Annotated in this window: 17 protein-coding genes, 1 tRNA gene and 1 pseudogene; 14 read left to right on the top strand and 5 right to left on the bottom strand. The window is 50.3% G+C overall.

Features of this window, described 5'->3' with window-relative positions; all coding sequences use genetic code 11:
- Positions 1-81: 81 nt before the first annotated feature.
- The 3 genes from nrdR (at position 82) to dnaI (ending at position 3100) form a co-directional block, all read left to right on the top strand.
- Positions 82-567 carry a transcriptional regulator NrdR gene (nrdR, locus tag EDM57_RS11020; protein ID WP_122904816.1) on the top strand — a complete coding sequence of 162 codons (486 nt, stop codon included), beginning with the start codon at positions 82-84 and terminating at the stop codon, positions 565-567.
- A 139-nt stretch (positions 568-706) separates the two neighbouring features.
- Positions 707-2146: a replication initiation and membrane attachment family protein gene (locus EDM57_RS11025; protein WP_122904817.1), complete on the top strand. Its 1440-nt coding sequence runs from the start codon at positions 707-709 to the stop codon at positions 2144-2146.
- A 15-nt stretch (positions 2147-2161) separates the two neighbouring features.
- Positions 2162-3100: a primosomal protein DnaI gene (dnaI, locus tag EDM57_RS11030; RefSeq protein WP_122904818.1), complete on the top strand. Its 939-nt coding sequence runs from the start codon at positions 2162-2164 to the stop codon at positions 3098-3100.
- On the opposite strand, the gene EDM57_RS11035 is transcribed toward dnaI, so the two are convergent.
- Entirely contained in the window at positions 2990-3712 is a 723-nt protein-coding gene (locus tag EDM57_RS11035; RefSeq protein ID WP_122904819.1) for a YdcF family protein, read from the bottom strand. The genes dnaI and EDM57_RS11035 overlap by 111 nt on opposite strands.
- A 204-nt stretch (positions 3713-3916) precedes the next feature.
- On the opposite strand from EDM57_RS11035, the gene EDM57_RS11040 reads away from it, so the two are divergent.
- The 3 genes from EDM57_RS11040 to EDM57_RS11050 all read left to right on the top strand — a co-directional run bounded on the left by EDM57_RS11040 (position 3917) and on the right by EDM57_RS11050 (position 7944).
- Positions 3917-6556, top strand: a complete 2640-nt coding sequence (locus tag EDM57_RS11040) for an Ig-like domain-containing protein (protein ID WP_122904820.1) — start codon at positions 3917-3919, stop codon at positions 6554-6556.
- A gap of 243 nt (positions 6557-6799) precedes the next feature.
- A tRNA-Ala gene (locus EDM57_RS11045) sits at positions 6800-6875 on the top strand.
- 469 nt (positions 6876-7344) lie between these two features.
- Positions 7345-7944 (top strand): hypothetical protein, encoded by a 600-nt coding sequence (locus tag EDM57_RS11050; protein WP_122904821.1) that lies wholly within the window; start codon positions 7345-7347, stop codon positions 7942-7944.
- 227 nt (positions 7945-8171) lie between these two features.
- Here EDM57_RS11050 and EDM57_RS11055 read toward each other — a convergent pair whose 3' ends face one another.
- Entirely contained in the window at positions 8172-8702 is a 531-nt protein-coding gene (locus EDM57_RS11055) for an ECF transporter S component (RefSeq protein WP_122904822.1), read from the bottom strand.
- A gap of 192 nt (positions 8703-8894) precedes the next feature.
- Here EDM57_RS11055 and EDM57_RS23730 point away from each other — a divergent pair.
- The 3 genes and pseudogenes from EDM57_RS23730 to EDM57_RS11070 form a co-directional block, all read left to right on the top strand.
- Positions 8895-9068 (top strand): annotated as a pseudogene (locus EDM57_RS23730) (DUF4180 domain-containing protein); the annotation flags it as partial.
- Between the two features lie 364 nt (positions 9069-9432).
- A complete protein-coding gene (tyrS, locus tag EDM57_RS11065; protein ID WP_122904824.1) occupies positions 9433-10692 on the top strand; it encodes a tyrosine--tRNA ligase in 1260 nt (419 codons plus the stop codon).
- Between the two features lie 221 nt (positions 10693-10913).
- Positions 10914-11849, top strand: coding sequence for an iron-hydroxamate ABC transporter substrate-binding protein (locus EDM57_RS11070; RefSeq protein ID WP_122904825.1), 936 nt, complete (start codon positions 10914-10916; stop codon positions 11847-11849).
- Positions 11850-11987: 138 nt separating this feature from the next.
- On the opposite strand, the gene EDM57_RS11075 is transcribed toward EDM57_RS11070, so the two are convergent.
- Complete coding sequence (locus tag EDM57_RS11075) at positions 11988-12326, bottom strand: sigma-70 family RNA polymerase sigma factor (RefSeq protein WP_122904826.1); 339 nt, start codon at positions 12324-12326, stop codon at positions 11988-11990.
- A gap of 234 nt (positions 12327-12560) precedes the next feature.
- The gene (locus tag EDM57_RS11080; protein WP_122904827.1) at positions 12561-13049 is read right to left on the bottom strand and encodes a C40 family peptidase; all 489 of its coding nucleotides are present in this window, start codon (positions 13047-13049) and stop codon (positions 12561-12563) included.
- Between the two features lie 135 nt (positions 13050-13184).
- Here EDM57_RS11080 and EDM57_RS11085 point away from each other — a divergent pair, with 135 nt between their 5' ends.
- From EDM57_RS11085 to EDM57_RS11105, 5 genes are all read left to right on the top strand, one after another.
- Positions 13185-13493: a DUF3139 domain-containing protein gene (locus EDM57_RS11085; protein WP_122904828.1), complete on the top strand. Its 309-nt coding sequence runs from the start codon at positions 13185-13187 to the stop codon at positions 13491-13493.
- Positions 13494-13689: 196 nt separating this feature from the next.
- On the top strand, positions 13690-13998 hold the full coding sequence (locus EDM57_RS11090; RefSeq protein WP_122904829.1) for a DUF3139 domain-containing protein: 309 nt from the start codon (positions 13690-13692) through the stop codon (positions 13996-13998).
- Between the two features lie 189 nt (positions 13999-14187).
- Positions 14188-14625, top strand: coding sequence for an SRPBCC family protein (locus tag EDM57_RS11095; RefSeq protein WP_122904830.1), 438 nt, complete (start codon positions 14188-14190; stop codon positions 14623-14625).
- Positions 14626-14785: 160 nt separating this feature from the next.
- Positions 14786-15022: a DUF2798 domain-containing protein gene (locus EDM57_RS11100; RefSeq protein ID WP_122904831.1), complete on the top strand. Its 237-nt coding sequence runs from the start codon at positions 14786-14788 to the stop codon at positions 15020-15022.
- A 311-nt stretch (positions 15023-15333) separates the two neighbouring features.
- On the top strand, positions 15334-16725 hold the full coding sequence (locus tag EDM57_RS11105) for a TraB/GumN family protein (protein WP_122904832.1): 1392 nt from the start codon (positions 15334-15336) through the stop codon (positions 16723-16725).
- Positions 16726-16804: 79 nt separating this feature from the next.
- Here EDM57_RS11105 and EDM57_RS11110 read toward each other — a convergent pair whose 3' ends face one another.
- Positions 16805-17779 (bottom strand): helix-turn-helix domain-containing protein, encoded by a 975-nt coding sequence (locus EDM57_RS11110; RefSeq protein ID WP_122904833.1) that lies wholly within the window; start codon positions 17777-17779, stop codon positions 16805-16807.
- Positions 17780-17866: the final 87 nt, after the last annotated feature.

Here is a 17866-nt window from a genome sequence, read left to right on the forward strand (position 1 = left end):
GTACAAGGATTGACTTGACTTCTGACCGGAATATGAGGGACACTGTAGACATGTATTGTCAATATTGGAGTTGAAGCTGAAATGCGCTGTCCATTTTGTGAATATAATGGGACTAAAGTCCTGGATTCACGTCCGTTTAACAATAATAAATCGATCCGTCGCCGCCGGGAATGCGAATCGTGCGAACGACGTTTTACGACATTTGAAGTGGTCGAGGAAACTCCGCTTTTGATCGTGAAAAAAGACGGCACCCGCGAGGAGTTCAGCCGGGAAAAGGTGATGCGCGGTCTGGTGCGCGCCTGCGAGAAGCGGCCAGTTCCTTTGGAAGTGCTGGAAAACGTGGTGAACGACATTGAAAAAGAGCTGCGCAGCTGCGGCCAGGCGGAGATTCAGAGCAACGATGTCGGAGAAAAGGTCATGGAGCGTCTGTATCACGTCGATGAAGTCGCTTATGTCCGTTTTGCCTCCGTTTATCGCCAATTCAAAGATATTAATGTATTCATGAAAGAGCTGGAGGAGCTTCTGGCGCAAGCGAAGGGCAGCCAGTCTTCGGTGTCAAACGAGTAAGAGAAAAATTGCATAGGGACTTTCCTCACGCTCTTGCGAATTTCGCCGGGGCTATTTTGCTTTCCAGTTATTTTTCTACGCCCATCCGTTTGCCATGCTATAATAATAGAATCGAATTTTGTCAGGAAGGAAAGATCTGATGCGCCGTTTAGTCTGGAACGAATTGTTGCCAAAAGATCGCTATCTGGTGCGGCTGGCAAGACCTCTCAGCTTTTCGGAAATGGGCTTTGTCACGCAGTTGTACTTGCCGATCATTGGCGTCGAATCGTACGCCCTCTACCAAATGCTTGTCCACAGCGTGCAGGAAGCGAGCGGAGCCTCAGCGGAAGGAACCCATCGCAGTCTCATGCTCGCGTCTTCGCTGTCCCTGGATCGTTTGCTGGATGCGCGTGAACGTCTGGAGGCCATCGGACTTGTCGAAGTGCGCCGCCGGGAAAACCAGCAGCGCGATTACTACTACGAGTATTTGCTGAAACCTCCGCTTGCACCCGGAGAGTTTTTTGCTGACTACGTCCTCTCGCTGATGCTGCTCAACAAAATCGAAAACGTTCGCTACGCCCAACTGCGGCAGCAGTATGCAGATGTCCTGGGCAGCAAGCTGGCAGAGGAATATTCGGTGGTGGAAAATATCACCAAAGATTTTCATGAAGTTTTCCAATCGTTGAAACCGTCCGAGTTGGAAGTGAAAAAAGGCTCGGAGCGCGAGCGCTTTTTGAGCGAGATGGAGACAAGCTTGCCGCAGGCCGCGCTGAAGTCCAGCTTCGAAGCACAGGTGACTCACTCGCTGAGCGTGTCGTCTTTGCGGCTGTACTTGCCGGACAACGCGGATGCCGCCAAAGTGCTGGAAGGCAAAAGCATGGAGCTGTTGTTTTCGCTCTGCCATTTTTATCAGTTGGACAGCTGGGGGATGGGCCAGGAACTGCGCGACTGGACACTGTACAAGGCGGACCGCAGTCTGGACGGAGAGGTGCTTCGCAAACGGCTCATGCAGCGCTACACGGAAGGGAAGCTGTATCGAAGCGATTTTGCTCCAACCGCGCTGGATGACGACTGGGGAACGGGCAGACTGCCTGAACCGGGCAGCGAAGCGTTTGTGCGCGCCTGCCGATTGCTTTCTCCACTGGCGCTTTTGGAAAAGGTCGTGGGCGGCCGCGTGAGCAAGGTGTATCTGGAGCGTGCGGAGACATTGGTGTTTGCAGACGGCTTGCCGCCGGAAGTCGTGAATGCGCTGCTTTTGCACACGCTCGCGAGCAAGCAGATGGAGCTGCCGAAAGCGTACATGGAGACAATTCGCGACAGTTGGAAAGCGAAGCGGATTGCCACCGTGGATGAAGCCGTGAAGCAAATTGTGGAGCGTTCCGAGCAGCGGGCGCCATCGGCTGAAAAAGCAAAAACAGCGAAGAAGGAAGCGACTCCGGCGAGACGAAACGGCCGGGCGATTTTGCAGGACAAGCTGCCTGCTTCGGTGGAGTGGCAGTTGTCGCAGGAAAAGTCTGCGACGGGCGTTTCCAAGGGACAGTCCATTCACGATTTTCCGGAATTGCACAAGCGGCTGGAAGCACTGCGAAAACGGAAGTAAGGGGAGTGAGGAAATATGGAATCTATCAGCGCGTTCATGCAGGAGCTTGCCAAGCGAACCCCGCGCAACCTGCTGACACCCGATCAGCAACTGGATAAAATGTTCCGTTCGTCCGCGTATTTGAAAGCTTTTCAGGCGGAGCACCCGGCATTGACCCGAGACGATTACCTTCGCTCGCTCTCCAGCATTTATACGGCAGTCAAGGAGCAGTATTGGTGCGAGCGCTGTCCCGGCCTTGCAGAGTGTCCGAACCTGGTCAAGGGGCACAGCACCCGGCTTGAGGTGGCTCACGGCAACATCGTCAGCTCGATTACGCCCTGTTCCAAGCAGCTTGCGCATGAGGAAGAGGTGCGTCGCCGCCGCCTGATGCGCAGCTACTATGTATCCGAAGAGACGATGAACGCGAGCTTTGAACGGATGGTCATCGACGCGGACAATATGGCCTCGGTGGAGGCGGCGATCCGTTTTTGTGAAAAGGTAGGTACGGGCGAGCGGGTCAAGGGGCTGTATTTTCACGGCCCGTTTGGCGTCGGGAAAAGCTACATCATGGGAGCGATCGGCCGCGAGCTGTCCGAGCGCAATGTCGCTTCCCTGCTAGTCTATGTTCCCGATTTTATCCGCGAGATGAAAGATTCGATCTCGGACCAATCGTACGCAGGGAAGCTGGAGCTGCTCAAGGAAGTCCCTGTCCTCATCCTCGACGACATCGGGGCGGAAAACCTGACGCCGTGGGTTCGGGACGAGATTTTGGGCGTTATTTTGAACCAGCGGGCGAACAACCATTTGCCGACGCTGTTTACCTCGAACTACTCGCTGGAGGAGCTGCAGGAGCATCTGTCCATCTCAAATGGCAACCGGATTGAGCAGACCAAGGCGGCGCGGATCATGGAGCGGATTCGCCACTTCGTGGACGTCTACGAAATCCGCCGCCAGAATCAGCGAGCGGGCAGCTAGCGAGAGAAACTGCGAGACTTCCCAGTAGGTGAGCGCGAGTACCTCCCTGCCCCGGTGGTACGGCCCGAACAGGACCTGCGACCGGACGCCGACGGCAGAGGCGTTCCACCCAAGCGATTCGGCCATGGTCATCGCGCGGGCCAAATGGTAGTCGTGGCTGATAATCAACACATGGTGCATACGATAGTCGTCGAAAGCCTGCTGGCCGTACAGCAGGTTTTCGTATGTACTGGTGGATTTGTCCTCCAGGAGAATGTGCTCTGCCGGGATGCCGTGGGCAACCAGATAGTCCCGGCTGACCTCTGCTTCTGTTTTCGTTTTTCCTTCGCCCAGCCCGCCTGTAACAAGCAAGGTAGACACATAGCCATCCTGATAGAGCCGGACAGCTTGCTCCAGTCGCTCGCGCAGCGCGGGACCCGGACTTTCTCCCCAGACGGCAGCACCCAGCACGATGCCGACATCGGCGTGGCGGGGGACAGCCTGTCCGGCGGTTTGCTCAATTCGCTGCCAATGATAGCCCACCCAGAGTCCGCCGAGCAGAACGACGACGGCGAGCGCTTGCAGCCCTTTTCGCGGAAAAAAATTCCGCATCCGTTTTCTTCTCTTATTCATTCTCTCCGTGCTCCCTCGTCTTGCTTTTTCGAGTTAATACTCGATCATTCTCTTTATTTTGACGTTGCAGCAGGTGGCAAGTTACACGTCTCGACACATGACCGACATAAAAAACTGGTAAATTATCTCTGAAAAATGCCGATATAGTAAGGGTGAGATGGTTTCGAAAAACAGCAAATTTCATACTTGCGAGGGAGGCTGGCAATGTTCTGGAAAAAAACGATGCTCTTGTTTCTGGCCATCCTGCTATTTGTGGGAACCGGGAGCGCAGGAATTGGACTGGCTGCAGAAGTCATCAATCGCCTGGTACTGACCAAAAACGAGGTAACGCTAGAGTTGGGCGATACTGTCTCCCTGGGGGCGACGGCCATCTATGAGAGCGGGAAAACGGAAGATGTTACGGTGAAGACGAATTGGCAAAGCCCGGATCAGGGCAAGGTGATTAACGTCTACTCGGGACAAATCACAGCCAAGGCGGTCGGAAACGCCGTAGTTACTGCGGAATACATGGGCAAGACCGCAATCGTCAATGTAACCGTCACCAAAAAGGTAAAGGCGCTGTCGCTGAATCAGCAGTCCGTCAACACCCGGATCGGGGAAGAGAAAACAGTTGAATTGACTGCTTACTACAGCGAAGGCGGACCTGAAAACGTCACAGAAAAAGCCGACTGGTCCATCGACAACCCGGCAGTTGCGACCGTCATCAACGGCAAGATCAGAGGCTTGAGCTCCGGTACGGCAACCGTTACGGCCAAGTACGGCAGCCAGACGACGAGCGTACAGGTCAGCGTGGAAATCGCTCACCGTCTCATTCCGAGCAAGACACAAGTGTCCCTGCTTCTCGGAAACGCTGCGACAAGCTCGGAAACAATCAAACTGCTAGCGATCTTCCCGGATGACACTCCAGAGGATAACGATGTAGCAGCAAAAGCCGAATGGTCTTCGGACAATCCGGCCGTAGCCGATGCGCTGAAAGGGACGATCACGGCATACAGTCCGGGCTCGGCTACCATCACCGCCAAATACGGCACCAAGACGGCAACGATCAAGGTTGATGTCGACAATACGCAACGACTGGTAGCGACTCCCCAGAGCGTATTTTTGAAGGTGGGAGAAGACAAGCCGGTGAAGCTGGAAGCCACCTATGTCAACTCGACTACGCCTGTAGAAGTCAATGACAAGGCAGAGTGGTCTTCGAACCGCGAAGACGTTGCGTACTACAGCAACGGAAAAATTCATGCTGTTGCTTCAGGCGAAGCCATCATCACCGCCAAATACAGCAACAAGACGGTGCAAATTCTGGTGGATGTAGAAGTACCGCGCTCGCTGGACATCATCCCGTCCTACCTGACGATGGCAAGCGGCAAAAGCGTGGAAATCGGAAGTGCGCCAAATGGCAACAATGTCATTGTGAAAGCCTTTTTTGCCGACGGCCAGAGCGAGAATCTGACCGACAGGCTGGAATGGTCTTCGGATCACCCGGACATCGTGTTTGCCAGCGGGAAAACCATTACCGCCTACAAGGCAGGGACAGCGACCTTGACCGCCAAATACGGCGGGAAGACAGCTGCGCTGGTCGTGGACGTGGATGTACCGCAAAGCTTGACCGCCAACCCGGCCAAAGTCGCGATCCAGGCAGGAGATGTCAAACAAGTAACCGTAACGGCTGCTTTCCCTGACGGAACAAGCCAAGATGTGACGCAAAAAGTGACCTGGACATCCAGCGCTCCGGCAGTTGCCACTGTGCGCCAGGGACTGGTAACAGGCGTATCCACAGGGGCTGCAACCATCACAGCGACTTATGGAACACGCACGATCAACATTCCGGTATCCATCGGCGTACTGCAATCGCTGACCGTGGACAAAAAGTCGCTGGTCCTGAGCAAAGGCGCCAGCCAGGAAGTCAAGCTGACCGCCACCTACGCGGACGGCACAGTCAAGAACAACATCAATGACCAGGCGACATGGACCACCTCCTCCGGTGCGGTAGCCGAAGTGAACGCGGGTAAAATTACCGCTGTCGGTTCCGGAAAAGCCACGATCACTGGTACGTTTGAAGGCAAAAGCGTGACCATTTCCGTGGAGGTCGATCAGGCGCAAACCTTGACCGTCAATCCGCGCCTGGTGATTATGAACGTCAATGATACCGTGGCAGTGGAGTTGAAGGCGACAGACAGCTCGGGCGCAACCGTTGACGTGTCTCAAACCGCCGAATGGACCTCGTCCAACCTGAAGGTAGCCGATGTGGAAAACGGCAAAGTACGAGGCCTTGCCAACGGCCGCGCCACCATCACCTTCAAATACGGCGGCAAGTCTGTGACCCTTCCGGTGGAAGTGGGAATCGTCACCAAGCTGGAAGCGGACAAGCGCTTTGTCAGCCTGAAATCAAATGGCAGCAGCGTGCAAATCAAGCTGACCGCCACCTTGTCAGACGGACGCACGATGGACGTCACCAGCCTTGCTGACTGGAAGACAAGCAACTACAAGGTAGCAGACGTTTCCAAAGGCTTGGTCAAAGGGCTTGCCTACGGAAAGTCCACGATCACAGCCAAATACAACGACAAGAGCGTCTCCATCCCTGTCGACGTCGATACGTTGAAGTATTTGAAAACAGATGTCGTCCAGATCGTCATGAACAAAGGCGAAACGAAGCAAGTCAAGGCGATTGCAACCTACACAGACGGCTCTGAGGCAGACGTCACGAAGCCAGCCCTGTGGACCACTTCGCGCCTCTTGGTTGCAGACGTGAAAGACGGTGTCATCAAGGCGACAGGGTCGGGTAAAGCGACGATTTACGTTAGCTACGGCGGCATGAGAACGCCGATTGTGGTGACGGTGCGATAAGCAAGAACGGAATAGATTTTCTAGCATCTTATTCCGATGATAGAAGGAAAGGTGCCTCCATGGTCGATTATTCGATCAGGAGGCACCTTTTTTGATGAAGGAGGGATGTCTGGGGCGACTCCACTCACCGCCGAATGTGGGACAGTACAGCCAAACTTTTTCCGTTTTTTTCGCTTGCATTGTAATAGAAAGGTGTGCTATACTTAAGTCACTGAGGCGGTAACTTGCTATCGAGTACATAATGGGGCATTAGCTCAGCTGGGAGAGCGCTACACTGGCAGTGTAGAGGTCAGCGGTTCGATCCCGCTATGCTCCACCATATGAAAGAATTTAAACCCTTGGTTCCCAAGGGTTTTTTGTGTTTTTGTATTCCGAAAACTCCAGTTCGACTGCTGAGTGCACCCTTTAGAATAGAGATTGGAAATCCATAGGGAAATCCGATGACTTCTAGGGGGGCATTTTTATGGCAACCAAAGTACAGAAGCTTTAATCATAACAAGAATTCGTGAAAATCGAAGCACTTCGTTTGCGGGTTGAGGAAAAGTGGACGTGTCGACGGATTACTAAGCAGTTGGGAAGTATATCACCACAGAGTAACGAATATTTTTAACACTATTGCGACAACTAGATTATTGATCGAACAGGAAAGTGTGTTATTTTTCAACCAACTATGTAATAATATGTATTTAATGGTATAAAACAGATTTTTGAATTAGATTTACTTAATATTTTCTCTTTATGCGTATTTAGTCAGAGGGTCTTATCACGACAAAGAGGTGGTTATTTGAATGAGGAAGTCTAAAATAGTACTCCTATTCGGTAGTTATCTATTAGCTTTTTTGATCGGTGGATTTTCTCAAAATGTATTTTCTTATGCTGAGAATGTACATGGCGCTTATCTTTCAGATGATGAGAGAAAAGATTTGGTTACTATTACTAATAAGTTCGATGAAAAATTTAAGCCAATAGGATTTGAAGAGTTGTTACAAGGTAATGAGAACATATTAACTGCTCCAGACAGTATTTTAGGAGATCAGCAGGAAGATGCAGATACCTCCATATTTGGAAGACAGAAAAACTATATCTATAAAAATAAATCAAACGGAACAATCATTCTCATGAGTGTAAGTAAAAGACTCGGTGTCCAACATGAACAATGGCAACACAGTATTTATTATAGTAATGCCAGATATAATTCACCTGATAATGATCTAAAAGCTTATTACGCAGACATATACCCGCCCATTAACGCATATCATTATAGTTTTGAAAAATTCGGTTATAGTGTCAGCTGTATACTCGTTTCCAATTCGAGTTATGATTCGGGAGCGAATACACTTGCGGAATTTGTTAAACAAGTGGATATTTTCCTTCGAGAAAATGTCTAAAGTTGTGTCAACGCCGACTTTATTTTTGTCGCACCCTCGCCAGTTTGGAATTGACCCACCTGGCAGCTGTAATCTGCCTTGTATAGCACACTTTTCTATATAAAGTGCAAGCGAAAAAAATCGCCCAGGAATCAGCATCTCCTGAGCGATTTTGATCGTTACAGCCTGCCGAAGTGCGTCATACGTAGCACTTCTGCGCAAACTGTGCAAAAAAGCATGGTTCTCCCTTATCCTTGCCCGACAATTTTTTTCAGGCGTCCTACCAGCGGCAGCACGATGATTCCAGCAACGACGACCTGGAGGAAGTTCCCTGGAATCGAGCCAAACGGCAGAATCCAGTTGCTGTACAGAATCACTTCCGCGAAGTAGTAGCCCACGATTTTAATCAGCAGGGCGCAAGCGATAGCGAGAGAATAGGCAAGGACGCGTTTGCCCGGCATTCTTTCCGCGATGAGACCAGCGACATAGCCCATGGCCCCGACAATGACGAAGGTAAACGGTGCCCATACCGTCCAGCCGGAAATCAGATCGAACAGGCCCATCCCGAAGGCACCTGCAATCGCTCCTGCTTTTCTGCCGTACACGAAAGCGGCAATGAACAGAGGCACGTTACCAAGGTGAATCAGGCCACCGTTGCCCATGAACGGGAGACGGATGTTGATGAACATGGTGGCTGCAAGGGTAAAAGCGATAAAAAGAGCATGAATGATGAGCATTTTTGTTTTGGATGCAGATCTGGATGAATAGGTTGAATCCATAAAACAGCCTCTTTCTTTTTTTCTATTATCATACCCGTAAATAAAGATGAAATAAATATGCTTCCGGCGATTTATTGGGGGAGAGTTGCAAGTGGGAACGGAAATTACTTGGTCGTTCTGCGAATATTGCGAGAGAGCGATTTTTTGTTTGCCGCAAGACGATCCGGGCCGTATTTTGCGATGGTAGTCGAAGGAGAAATTCTGCAAAAGTTCGTCACGTACAAGGCAAAGCTTGCTATCGCGGGCGATTTTTCCGTGTACACAAGCAAAAGCTTGAAAGATTTCATCTATGAGTCAAACAACCGCAACCACATTTTTTTCCTGCCGACAGAACAGCAGGGGCTGCGAGGGCAAACTGCCAGTTGACACCGCCTCTCCAATTCACTATACTGTCTGTAATCTTATACGCGACATACGTTGAAAGAGCCCAGTAGCAGCTTGGTCCCTGTCCCAGAAAGCCGGGGGTGGATGGAACCCGGTACACACCAAGCCCGCGAATTACAACTCTGGAGTATCTCGGGTAATGCTGAGCGGAATGGCGAACGATATCTCGCCGAGAGTGGCATGAATGGCGTCCGGAAGATGGAGCGACCATTGGTGCAATCTGGGTGGTAACGCGGTTATACAATCGTCCCTGTGTCTACAATAGACAAGGGGCGATTTTTTGTTGTCACACGCAACGTTGATTCGGTATAGGAGAGATTGACGAACCTAAGGGAGTGAATTGGCTGTGAACATTATTGACGAACTCGAATGGCGCGGGGCCATTAACCAACAAACAGACGCCGAAGGGCTCCGTGAATTGACGGAGCAAAAATCGATCTCGTTGTACTGTGGCGTCGACCCGACGGGAGACAGCATGCACATCGGGCACCTGATCCCTTTTATCGTGCTGAAACGCTTCCAGCTTGCGGGGCATCGTCCGGTTATTTTGATCGGGGGGGCGACAGGGACGATTGGCGATCCGAGCGGCCGTCAGTCCGAGCGTTCGCTGCAATCCCTGGAGCAGGTGCAGGCCAACGTAGAGGCTCTCACCGCGCAAATGAAAAAGCTGTTCATCACAGAAGGCGACAACCAGATCCGATTGGTCAACAACTACGACTGGACACATAAAATCAACGTGATCGAATTTTTGCGCGATTACGGGAAAAACTTCAGCATCAACGCGATGCTCGCCAAGGATGTCGTGGCAAGCAGACTGGAGAGCGGCATTTCCTTCACCGAGTTTTCCTACCAAATCCTGCAGGCGCTCGACTTCCTGCATCTGTACAGACACGAGGACGTCCAGCTGCAAATTGGCGGCTCCGACCAATGGGGCAACATTACAAGCGGTCTTGATCTGATTCGCAAAAAAGAGGGTCCCGAGGCAAAAGCGTTTGGCCTGACGATTCCGCTCATGCTGAAGGCAGACGGAACGAAGTTTGGGAAAACAGCAGGCGGTGCCGTCTGGCTCGATCCGAACAAAACGACGCCGTTCGAATTTTACCAGTTCTGGGCGAACACCGACGACCGCGACGTCATTAAATACTTGAAATACTTTACGTTCCTGACCAAAGAGCAAATCGACGAGCTCGCGGTAAAAGTCGAGACGGAGCCGCATAAACGCGAAGCGCAAAAAACGCTCGCAGAGGAAATGACCCGATTCGTGCACGGCGAAGAGCTGCTGGAGCAGGCCAAGCGCATCACAGCCGCTCTCTTCACGGGCGACATCAAATCGCTTACCGCCGATGAGATCGAGCAAGGCTTCAAGGAAATGCCGACCTACGAAGCGACAAAAGAAGCGAAAAACATCGTGGACTGGCTCGTCGAGCTGGGCATCGAGCCGTCCAAGCGCCAGGCGCGCGAGGACATTACCAAAGGCGCGATTTCCATGAACGGCGAGCGGGTGAGCGAGCTGGATCTGGTAGTAACGCCTGATCTGGCGATTGGCGGACGTTTCATCATTATCCGCAAAGGCAAGAAAAACTACAGCCTTGTAAAGCTGTCGTAAAACAATAGCGTGGCAAAAAAGCTTCCCTCCTGATGCGTGGGAAGCTTTTTGCTATTTCCAGCTTGCTCAGCCACGGGGGAACACAAAATCGAGGAAGGCGATCCGCTTGTTGTCTTGCCCGTATTGACAGGAAATAGAGAACGGTTTATAGTATGTAATTGTTTAGAAATGATTATCATTATCACTTGTTGTTTTTCACTCTGTCAAAAGGAGAATGCAATATGAAAAAGTGGCTCCCTTCCATTATGATGTCACTCGTGCTGCTGCTGAGCGCCTGTGGCAATGCTACAGTGCCAACGGAGAACGCTGCCGGGAACAACGGTGCAACGCAGGAAGCAAAGCCTGAAACGATTACATACCAGTCTGAAAACGGACCTGTCGAGGCTCCGGCCAATCCGAAGCGAATCGTCGGTTTGACAAATGCGCCGAACGTTCTTTCGTTGGGCGGAACACTGGTCGGAGTCGATGAGTGGACGAAAAAGAACCCGCTTTTCACCGACAAAGTAAAAGATGTAGAGACGGTATCCGATGAGACGCTGGAAAAAATTCTTGCGCTCCAGCCCGACCTGATTATTGCCGGGTCCTGGATGAAAAACCTGGATAAATTGAAGGAGATCGCGCCAACCGTTGTCTACACGTGGGGCAAGCTGGACTATTTGGCGCAGCAGCGCGAGATCGGCAAGCTGCTGAACAAGGAAGCGGAAGCGCAAGCGTGGATCGACGATTTCACGAAGCGGGCGCAAGCTGCCGGAGAAGAGATCAAGGCAAAAATCGGCAAGGAGAAGACCGTCTCCGTCTTCGAGCACGACGCCAAAGACTTCTACGTATTCGGAAACAACTGGGCGCGCGGAACCGAGATTCTGTACCAGGCAATGGGCCTCGCCATGCCGGAAAAAGTGAAGAAAGACGCACTCGGCCCCGGCTACTACATGCTTTCCCTGGAAGTGATCCCGGAGTATGCCGGAGACTACATCGTACTCAGCCAGCGAAAGGGTGCTGAAAATGCGTTCCTGAACTCAGAGACGTGGAAAAATATCCCGGCTGTGAAAAACAACCATGTGATCGTCATTGACACAGAAGCTGCTACCTACAGTGATCCGATTACGCTGGACTATTTGCTCAACATTTTCAAGGAAGGCTTTCTTGGGAAGCAATAGCCGCTTCTAAAACATACAGGCAGGCTAAAAGAGGCGTGCTGAAAATACGAAAACGCTTGGGGAACCGTTCCACTCCAAGCGTTTTCTTTTTGTTTTGTGTTTGCCTGGCTGCCTCCATTTCGGAAGAGGTCTGCAATCTTACGAGGTAGATTCCCATTTTCGCCGAAGCAGCCCTAAATATTTGCGTTTGTATTTGTTTACGCCTTGCTGGGATATTCCTAAATGATTCGCTACGATTTTTTCGGGAACCCCGTTGATAACGACTTGTTCGATAATGAATCTTGCTTTCGCTGGAAGGGAATTCAGCATTTCTTCTACATACAGTTTAGAATCTACAGATGAGATTTGATTTTGCCCACATATATTTTCTATGATGGGAAGCTCTCGGGTGGAAATCTTCTTTGTTTGATACTGCAACCGCCAGGCAATCCTTTTTATTAGTCTCCTGCACTCTTCTTTTCGCAGTTCGTCATTCATTCTTCTCACCATCCTACCTTCTAGGTAAATGTTCGGGGGAAAAAGCAACTCATTTTAACAAATCAATATATTTTTGTGTTATGTGGTAAAAAGAGGATTTTTTCTTTGTCTGGAGTATAATTTAAATATAGAGTTATATTACGGCTGAACCGGATATAGTCTGTCTAAATAACTGAGTTGGATAAGCTGAAAGTGAGGAAAAACCCCGCAAATGCGAGGTTTTATTCGACTTTATTACTTATTAACTTTAATAGTTTCTACTGATACAAATTCCTCAGAATCTCTTACATCACTTGGATAAATATGGGTTGCCCGACTTCCATCGGTAAGACCCATACCGGTTATATCGAGCTCATAACCATAGTAAAAAGCGTGCCAGATGAACTTAGAACAATAACTAAGCTCGATATTATCCAAGTCCATATTGAAGTAATATTTCTTCACATCACGAATATGGTTTTTTGCCCAATTAGCAGCTTTAGAAGCTCCTCTCCCAGGGCGAAGAACTTGGATCTTATCACCGTCATCAAACCGACTTACATAGTAATCGATATTGTCGATGAACCCAGGTCCTTTTGGATGAACGTGAATAACATCGTAGTCTGGTCCGACAATTGCCACGTGTCCAACAAAAAAAGTTGAAATGCTTTTTTTCGAGTACAAAACGTCTCCTGGCTTCATATCTGTGTTAGTACCAGGATATTTTGGTCGATCAGATGCCATAAAAAATTCCTCCTATAAAGTTGACTAGCGATAGTAGGGCGCCCATTATCGCCTTCACTCTTTAAGGAGATTAGAAGCATCATTTTACAACCAAATTCGGCAGCTCGCGGTGCACCGTCTTGGGGGATAACGAAAATGAACAAAAAAACGATGATTATGCTTTTCCTGGGCTTACTCCTTATTTCTGCTCCAGTGATATATGTTCAAGTGACTTTGTTAAACTTGGAAAATCAAGTACGCCACTATCTCATTACGGAGAAAAACATCGATGAGCAAACAATAGCGAGTATAGATGGCGTTTTTGGAAAGCTTCCGAATTTCAGTGTAGAAGTTGTTTTTGCTGACGAGCCGGATGTCAGATACTTTTATACCGAAAATAACGGAAAAATAGTACCAATTGGTGTATCGCTTAAACCCGAAGGATACCAATACAAACACAAATGAGTCCCCAAATGGCTGCGCCCCCAAGCCTCCGCCAGATTTCATTAACAGAATCGCCTACACCGACCTTACCGACCTTGGCAAGCCCGATCGGAAGCAGCGTGTGTTAAGACGACGACACATTTTCGAAACAAGCAGGGGAAAGGAATGAGCAACGGTTTCGGAAAAAAGCTTCATTTTACAACGGGTGATAACGAAAATGAACAAAAAAACGATGATTATGCTTTTCCTGGTCTTACTCCTTATTTCTGCTCCAGTCATATATGTTCAAGGAACATTGTTAAGATTGGAAAATCAAGTACGCCACTACCTCATTACGGAGGAAAACATCGATGAGAAAGCAATCGTTAGTCTAAATGGCGTTTTTGGAAAGCTTCCGAATTTTAGTGTAGAAGTTATTTTTGCTGACGAACCTGATGTCAGATACTTTTATGCCGATATAGACGGAAAAATTGTGCCTGTACATGCATCGCTCAAACCCGAAGGATACCAATACAAACACAAATGATCCCCACATGACTGCATCCGCAACTCGCCAGATTTCATTAACAGCATCACCGACACCACCGACCTTGGCAAGCCCGACCGGAAGCAGCTTGTGTAAAAACAACGACACATTTTCCCGAAATATCCTGCCCCCAAAAGCCATACATATTACGAGACATCCGAAACAACCAGGGGAAAGGAATGAGCAACCATGCCTCAAGGCATCCACGATATTGAGCTGCCGCTGCCGATCGGGACGGTCTGGAAATTTGTCAGCGTACTGGAGAACTGGGTTCCTCTCGTGCCAGGCTACATCAGCCACGAAGTGATCGATGAGCGGCGCGTGACCTGGACGTTTACCGGAGACATCGGGATTATGAAAAAAGAAATCAACCTGCAGGTGGACATTACCGAGTGGAACGAGCCGACGGAAGTGAAGTTTACCCTGACCGGAATCAACGAGAATTTTTCGGGAGAAGGCTACTTCCAGGCCGAGGCGTTGGGGGAAGCGCGCACGAAAATGACCGGGTTTCTCGACATTACGGCAAAAGGTTTGAAGGCCCCTATGGTGAACTCGATCCTGAAGTCACATGTCCCGCAATTGACGACAGATTTGGCGGAAGCTGTCGCCAGCCGAATGAGAGAATGACAAGCGCAGTGCTATGGAAAAGCCTTTGCGACACAGCAAAGGTTTTTTCTTGTCCATTTCGACACTTGCAGCGTTGACGGCTTCGTTATTTTGCTTTAAGCTACGATAATTAGCTGGGCAATCATTGTGCAGAACAAGAAATTTCAACGAGGTGTTGTGTGTGAAAATCCCGAAAAAATACGAAGCCATTCTCTTTACATTTTTGATGGCATTGGGCATGTCCTGTATTTTGTCGTTCTTCATGATGCTGATTAATTTCGGCTTCAACTCCATGTTGCTTGAACGCTGGCTCAAGGCATGGCCGATGGCTTTTTCGCTGGCGTTTCCCGCCGCTTACTTGCTGCCAAAAGCAATTCGCCGGCTGATGAACAAAATTACGTTTGTCGAGAGCAAATAAGTTTTGGCTCCACCGCACAGCTATTGCAAAGGCTGTGTTTTTTTATGCGCATTGCAAGGCGGATAAGGAAGCGGGACCCTTTTCAACCGCTCGACATTCCGGCAGGTGTCTTTACAGCGGGCGTAGGCGCCCCTTTTTTCATCTACTTGCTTTACCGAAACCGCAATCGCTAGGCAAAAGGGAAAGGATTACGCAAATGAAGTCAACCGAATCTAACATTTGGTTACTTGCCATTTTTCGTTGTGGTATAATCTACCATTGGTAGAAAATAACGAGCGAGTCTGCTTGGCAGCATGAGAGGAGTCCTTTTGATGAACAAAAAGAAGCGATGGAGCAAGTTTTTCCGTTGGGCCGGAGCAGGAGTGTTGAGCTTGTCCATTTTGTTGGGACAAGTCTATCCGGTTTATGCCAATACGCCTCTGTCCACTCCAAGCGTCAGCCCATGGGCTGTGTCGACCTTGAACGAAGGCGAGAAATACGGGATTTTCCCGTTGAAATGGTACCAGGACGAAGCGTTTTTGCAGCCGATCTCTGCTGATCGGTTTGCCGAGTTGATGAAGGCGACGGAAAAAAAGCTCGACTCGCTTGGCTTGCAAAAAAAAGCAGCGGCTGTGTCGATTCCTCAAGAGAAAGTCATTACCCGTGAAACGGTCATGACCACTTTGTACAAGCTTTTGGCCCAGTACGAGCTGCCTGCCGCATTTGAACTGACGGGACAAGACCCTTTGACCTACTTGCAGAAAAAAGGTTTGGTGCAAGGAACGGGTGCAGGTCTGGCCCTGCAGCAGCCCGCGACGGTTGAACAGGCTGTGGTGCTCGCAAGCCGGGTTGTCGAGTTTGCCTACGATACAGCGGGCAGTGGTGCTGCAGGTCTGATGTGGAAGGTGACGAACGGCAAAAACACGCTGTACTTGCTCGGCTCCGTTCACATCGGGACTACGGACATGTACCCGCTGAAAAAAAGCATCCGCGACGCCTTCGAGGCATCGGACGACCTGTGGGTCGAGGCGGACATCGTTGGCGGCGACATGGACTACATGACTGAAAAAATGATGTACAGCGACGGAACGTCATTGAAGGACCACGTATCTGCCGAGACGTACAGCAAGCTGCAAAAGGTGCTGGCAAGCCTGGGGCTGCCGGAGAATTCCTTTGATACGATGAAGCCGTTTGCCGTTACGCTGTCGCTGCCGACATTCGGCTACGTCTCCGATTCAGCCGAAGACAGGGAGGTTAGTCTGATTACGGGCATTGACAGCTACTTCCTGACCAAAGCGATGCTGATAGACAAGCCAATCCATGAACTGGAAGGCATCAAGCTGCAAACGGACTTGCTTTCCAACGTACCAGCTGAGCAGCAGGAAAAAGAACTGAACACGATGCTGGACAGCATCCTCTCCGGCGAACAACCGCTGGCGGACCAGGGAAAAATTTTGCGAGACATGCAGCGCGACTGGGTGGAAGGCGATCTGGAAGGGCTGACCAACACCTTGACAGCCTACGGTCAGTTCGGGGCCGGCGAAGTGAACCAGCGCCTGCTAGGAGAACGGGACCGCAACATGGCAAGCAAGCTGGTCCAGCTTCTGGAGCAGGAAGGAGAGCACACTTCTTTTATCGTGATTGGCTCTGCCCATTATGCGCTCGAAGGCATGGTTCTCGACCAGTTGAAAGAAAAAGGCTACGACATTCAGCGCCTGAATTAAACAAAAAAAGCTGTAGTCGACGTGTGAGCGGCTACAGCTTTTTTGTCCCTGTCGGCATGGAGTATCCCAAAACGCTGGCTTACAAGAGCGTATGGCTGTATCTCCGGTATTCGTTCGGCAGCATCCCGGTAATTTTGCGAAACAGCTCGGAGAACCGACTGGGGTTGTGATAGCCGACAAGCTGCGCGATCTGGTTGATCGGCATGTCCGTGCTGCTGAGCAACTGCTCCGCCCGGCTCATCCGCTTGTTCTGAATATATTCGGTAATCGTGCATTTGTAGACGAGCTTGAACGTGCCTTTGAGCTTGGTCGTCCCCATGCAGGCAATCCGGGCCAGGGTCTCCAGGTGGATTTCCTCGGCAAAGTGGTCGTCGATATAGGCAGTCACAGCTTGCAGACTGTCCAAATCCGCCTTAGATACGTATTTGCTCGGATAGGTCTTTTTTTGCTGCCGGGCTTTTTCGACGATGAGCGAGACAGCCTCTGCAACCTTGCCCTCGTAGTACAGCCTGGCTGCGATGCCGGTGCCGCGAAACTGTCTGATCTGCCGGAACAAGAAGACGAGCTCGGGAAAATTCGTCAGTCCGTCCACGCTGAGAAAAGACGAGCGCGGGTCCGTATACTCGTCCGGGTACTTTGCTTTCAAATAATCCTCGTAGTATTCCGGTGTAATCTCGATCCCCGTCGAGCGGATCGGGATATTTTTATGGTAGCGCGCCCGATACACATTGTTGCAGCCAAAATGCACCCGGATGCACCCCGAGGACAAGCGCTTGTACGGGTGCAGTTCTTCGCCCGAGACGGAATCGTAGTAGTTCAGGCTCAAATATTTCGGCTGCTGGAATTCCAGGAACAAATCTTCATAGAAGACGAAATCGAGAATCGAGATGGCAAACAGGTTTTCTCTGGAATACGTCCAGTAATGCCCGGAGCCTTTGTCGGGCGAGACGGAAAAGCACGTACCTGCCTGACTGTAGGGCGTCTTGCTGTCATCCCGGAAAAAACCGCATTGCATCAAGCAAGGCACATGCAGTTCTCTCACAAGATCCTTCATCTGCTTTCACCTCCCAATACCGTGATCGGACGAAAACATGCCACGAAAAGACGCACCTGCGTCCAACTCATTGACCCTCCCGGTTGG

It is taken from the genome of Brevibacillus gelatini (genome assembly GCF_003710935.1).
In the GTDB taxonomy this organism is placed as follows: Bacteria; Bacillota; Bacilli; order Brevibacillales; family Brevibacillaceae; genus Brevibacillus; species Brevibacillus gelatini.